Here is a 4861-nt window from a genome sequence, read left to right on the forward strand (position 1 = left end):
GGGTCAGGGGCGGACCCAGACCGTGACGTCGGTGGGGACGCGGCCGTCGTCGGTGAGGGGGGCGCTGCTGTGCAGCACCTCGCCGGCCGGCGCGGGCACCGGCGCGGCACCGAAATTGGTCAGCACGGTGAGTCCGCGGTTGCGGAAGGCCAGCACCTGGTCGCCGGAAGAGAGCCACTCCAGCGGACCTCGGCCCAGCCCGTGCTCGCGGCGCAGCCGCAGCGCGGTGCGGTACATCTCGTACGTCGAGCCGGACACGCCGCGCTGCCGGTCCAGGGCGTACTCGGCCCAGGACGGCGGCTGGGGCAGCCAACTCGCGTCGGTCGGCCCGAAACCGTATGACGGGGCGTCGGCCTCCCACGGGATCGGCACCCGGCAGCCGTCCCGGCCGCGCTGCGTGTGCCCACTGCGTGCCCAGGTCGGATCCTGCCGGGCCTCGTCCGGCAGCGTGGTGTGCTCCGGCAGGCCCAACTCCTCGCCCTGGTAGAGGTAGGCGGAACCGGGCAGCGCCAGCATCAGCAGGCTGGCCGCGCGGGCCCGGCGCAATCCCAGCGCGACGTCCGGCTGCGGATCGCCGACGCCGATGCCGTTGCGCCGCCCGCCACCGGTGGTCAGGCCCAGCCGGGACGCGTGCCGGACCACGTCGTGATTGGACAGCACCCAGGTCGTCGGCGCACCGACCGCGTCGGTGGCCTCCAGGGAACGCGTGATGACCGCGTACTGGGCGGGCGCGGTCCACGCCGCCAGCAGGTACTCGAAGTTGAACGCCTGGTGCATCTCGTCCGGCCGGACGTAGCGGACCAGCCGCTCGGCCGGTTCCACCCAGGCCTCGGCGACGAGGATCCGCTCGCCGGGGTACTCGTCGAGCAGCCGGCGCCAGTCCCGGTAGATCTCGTGCACGCTGTCCTGGTCCCACATCGGAGGCCGCGGCCTGTCCACCTCCTGGCCGGAGAGGATCTCCTGCGGCTCCTCCCAGTTCGCCAGGTCGGCCTGCTTGATCAGGCCGTGCGCCACGTCCACCCGGAAGCCGTCCACGCCCCGGTCCAGCCAGAACCGCAGCACGTCCAGGAACTCCGCCCGGACCTGTGGGTTGTCCCAGTTGAGATCAGGCTGACCGGTGTCGAACAGGTGCAGGTACCACTGGCCGGGGCGCCCGTCCGGCTCGGTGACCCGGGTCCAGGCCGGGCCGCCGAACACGCTCTGCCAGTCGTTCGGCGGCTGGTCGCCGTCGGGGCCCAGGCCGTCACGGAAGATGTAGCGGGCCCGCTGTGGGCTGCCCGGCGCGGCGGCCAGCGCTTCGGCGAACCAGCGGTGGGCGGAGGAGGTGTGGTTCGGCACCAGGTCGACGATGACCCTGAGCCCACTGGCGTGCGCCTCGCCGATCAACCGGTCGGCGTCCGACAGCTCTCCGAACAACGGGTCGACGTCCCGGTAGTCGGCCACGTCGTACCCGGCGTCGGCCTGTGGCGACGGGTAGAACGGCGACAGCCAGACCGCGTCGATCCCCAACTCGACGAGGTGGTTGAGTCGCGCGGTGATGCCCGGCAGGTCACCCATGCCGTCGCCGTCGGAGTCGGCGAACGAGCGCGGGTAGATCTGGTAGATCACGGCTTCGGTCCACCACCCGGTGGCCGGTCCGGCGGGCTGTCCCTGCTGCGTCGCGTCGGTGTTCAGTGCGTGCTCCCTGGGTCGAGCCGTCAAGTGGGTCGAATCCGTTCAGTGTGCCCCGGGTGGGGCGGTCGATTCCCGCACCACCAGCCGAGTGGGCAGGATCACCGGGCGGGGCGTGCCGTCGCCATCGGCGCGTGGCGGCTGCGCCGGCCCCGGGAACGGCTCGCCGCCGCACCCGCCGAGCGGGTCGAGCAGCAGCCGGGCGGCGAGCCGCCCCTGCTCGGCGGCGGGCTGGGCGATGGTGCTGAGCCCCAGCACGCCGGCCAGGTCGTGGCCGTCGACGCCGATCACGCTGACGTCCTGCGGGACGCGCAGGCCGGCGTCACGCAGCGCGCTGATCGCGCCCATCGCCATCTCGTCGCAGGCGGCGAAGATCGCGGTGGGTGGCTCACCGCGGGCGAGCAGTTCTGCGGTGGCCCGGGTGCCGCCGCAGATGCTGAACTGGGACTCGACGTCGAGGCTCGGGTCCGGGGTGATGCCTGCCGCGCGCAGCGCCTCCCGGTAGCCGCGGCGGCGGTCCAGGTGGGTGGTGAAGGCGAGTTCGTCCTCCGGGTCGCCGGAGACGTGCGCGATCCGGCGGTGCCCCAGGTCGAGCAGGTGCCGGGTGGCGGCCCGGGCGGCCGCCACGTCGTCGATGCGGACGCAGGGCCAGCCCGGCACGTGGCTGCCGGAGCTGATGGTGATCCCGGGCAGGTCCAGCCGGGCCAGCGCGGTCAGGTCGGCCGGCCGCAGCGGGGTGGCGACCAGCATGATGCCGTCCACCCGCTTGTGCAGGTTGGCGGTGCGCAGCACCCGCTGGCGGACCTGCTCCCGGCCGCCCAGGTTGTAGAGCAGCAGGTCGTAGCCGGCCCCGTGGAGGAACTCCTCGGCCGCCTCGACGACGGTGGCGAAGAACCACCGGGTGATCCGGGGGACCACCACGGCCACCGTCCCGGTCCGGCCGCCGGCCAGCCGGGAGGCGCTCGGCGAGACCGCGTACTCCAGCTGCTCGGCGGCGGCGAGCACCCGCAGGCGCGTCGCGGCGGAGACCGTCGGCAGCCCGCGCAGCGCCCGGGAGACGGTGGCGGTCGAGACCCCGGCGAGTCGGGCGACGTCATCAATCCTGGTCATGGTGTTCCCTCACGCCACGACGGCACCGCCGCCGCCCGGCACGCCGGGCGGCGGCGGTCCGACGTCAGCCCTTGACGCTGCCGGCGAGCAGGCCGCGCACGAAGTAGCGCTGCAGGGACAGGAACACGATAAGCGGTACGACGATCGAGACGAACGCGCCCGCGGTGAGCCGCTGCCACTCGTTGCCCCGGGTGCCGGCCATCTCGGCCAGCCGGACGGTGAGCGGTGCGGTCTCGTTGCCGCCGCCGGCGAAGATCAGCGCGACCAGCAGGTCGTTCCAGACCCAGAGGAACTGGAAGATGCCGATCGCGGCCAGCGCCGGGGTGATCAGCGGCAGGACGATGGTGCGGAAGATCTTCGGGTGGCCGGCCCCGTCGACCCGGGCCGCCTCCATCAGGTCGCCCGGGAGCTGCGAGATGAAGTTGTGCAGCAGGTAGACGGCGAACGGCAGCGCGAAGCAGGTGTGCGCGAACCACACCTGGGCGAACTTCTGTTCGTCCACCAGGTCCCAGGCCGGCATCAGGGTGACGCCGGCGACGGTGACGCCGGTGGAGAAAAACTTCAGCAGCGGCACCAGGGCCATCTGCAGCGGCACGATCTGCAACGCGAAGATCGCGATGTAGAGCCAGTCCCGCCCGCGGAAGTTGATCCAGGCCAGCGCGTACGCGGCCAGCGCGGCGAAGGCGATCGGGAACAGCACCGACGGGATGGTGATCGCCAGCGAGTTGATGAAGTAGCTGATCAGTTGTCCCGATGACGCCGAGCTGCCGAACAGCACCTCCTGGTAGTTCTCCAGGGTGAACTGCGGGTCGCTGAAAGCGGTCCACCAGCCGGTGCTCTTGATCTGATCCTCGGGCCGCAACGAGGAGATGAGGAGCCCGAAGGTGGGGACCGTCCAGAGCACGGCGATCACGATCGAGACCAGCGTGGCGGTACGGCTGTTCAGCCGCTTGCGGACCCGGCCGGCGACGGTCTTCCCGGTCGCCTGGGCGCCGGTCGGAACAGTGGGCGTGGCGGTGGTCATCTCAGCCCTCCCGCTGCTGACGCAGGTTGCGAATCTGGTAGATCACGATCGGGACGACCAGGATGAACAGGAAGACCGCCAGCGCCGAGCCCTGCCCGTTCTGGCCGTACCGGAACGCCTGGTTGTACATCTCGTTGGCGATCACGCTGGTGTCGTAGTTGCCGTTGGTCGCGGTGCGGACGATGTCGAAGACCTTGAGCGTGGCGATCGACAGCGTCACCACCACCACGATCAGCGCCGGCCGGATGGTCGGCATGGTGATCTGCCAGAACATCTGCCAGGGGCTGACGCCGTCGAGGCGGGCCGCCTCCACGATGTCCGCCGGGATCGCCTTGATGGCGGCGGAGAGCACCACCATCGCGAAGCCGGCCTGGATCCACACCATGATGACGATCAGTAGCAGCGTGTTGAGCGGGCTCTCCTGAAGGAAGAACCTCGGCTCACCGCCCAGGCTGACCACGATCTGGTTGAGCAGGCCGATCTGCTCCTGGTCCTCGCCCCGGTACGCGTAGACGAACTTCCAGATGATGCTGGCGCCGACGAACGAGATGGCCATCGGCAGGAAGATCAGGGACTTGGCCACCGCCTCGCCCCGGGCCTTGTCCACCAGCACCGCGTAGAGCAGGCCGAACGAGGTGGCCACCAGCGGGACCAGGATCACCCAGATCAGGGTGTTGATCAGGACCCGGACGATCGAGTCCTCGGTGAACATCCACCCGTAGTTGCGCAGGCCCACCCAGTTGTCGCTGCCGGCGTCCATGAAGGAGAGCAGGGTGGTGCGGATCGCCGGCCCCACCAGCCCGACGGCGAGCAGCAGCAGCGTCGGCAGCAGGAAGAAGAGGGCGAACAGGCCCTCCTGCGGCCTGCGTCGCCGAGGCAGCGGGGCGCCGCCGACCGAGACGGCCACGAGCTGTGCCTCCCGACGGCGGGCGAACCAGGCCGGCACCACGTCGAGGAGCAGGAGCAGGCCGCCCACCACCGCGACGAAAGCGATCAGCCCGTACATCAGCATGAGGAACTTCGGCTGTTCCGCCGCGAAGTCGAACTCCATCGACC

General features: G+C 71.0%; 4 protein-coding genes. All 4 read right to left on the reverse strand.

Annotation, left to right across the window (positions count from 1 at the left end; translation table 11 throughout):
• Positions 1–3: 3 nt before the first annotated feature.
• Positions 4–1674 carry a glycoside hydrolase family 13 protein gene (locus E1193_RS30120; protein ID WP_132186530.1) on the reverse strand — a complete coding sequence of 557 codons (1671 nt, stop codon included), beginning with the start codon at positions 1672–1674 and terminating at the stop codon, positions 4–6.
• A 42-nt stretch (positions 1675–1716) separates the two neighbouring features.
• Complete coding sequence (locus E1193_RS30125) at positions 1717–2781, reverse strand: LacI family DNA-binding transcriptional regulator (RefSeq protein WP_132186528.1); 1065 nt, start codon at positions 2779–2781, stop codon at positions 1717–1719.
• Between the two features lie 64 nt (positions 2782–2845).
• Positions 2846–3805: a carbohydrate ABC transporter permease gene (locus E1193_RS30130; RefSeq protein WP_132186529.1), complete on the reverse strand. Its 960-nt coding sequence runs from the start codon at positions 3803–3805 to the stop codon at positions 2846–2848.
• A gap of 1 nt (position 3806) precedes the next feature.
• Positions 3807–4856 (reverse strand): sugar ABC transporter permease, encoded by a 1050-nt coding sequence (locus E1193_RS30135; protein WP_132186531.1) that lies wholly within the window; start codon positions 4854–4856, stop codon positions 3807–3809.
• Positions 4857–4861: the final 5 nt, after the last annotated feature.

Origin of the sequence: Micromonospora sp. KC606 (genome assembly GCF_004348675.1) — a bacterium.
Classification (GTDB): domain Bacteria; phylum Actinomycetota; class Actinomycetes; order Mycobacteriales; family Micromonosporaceae; genus Micromonospora.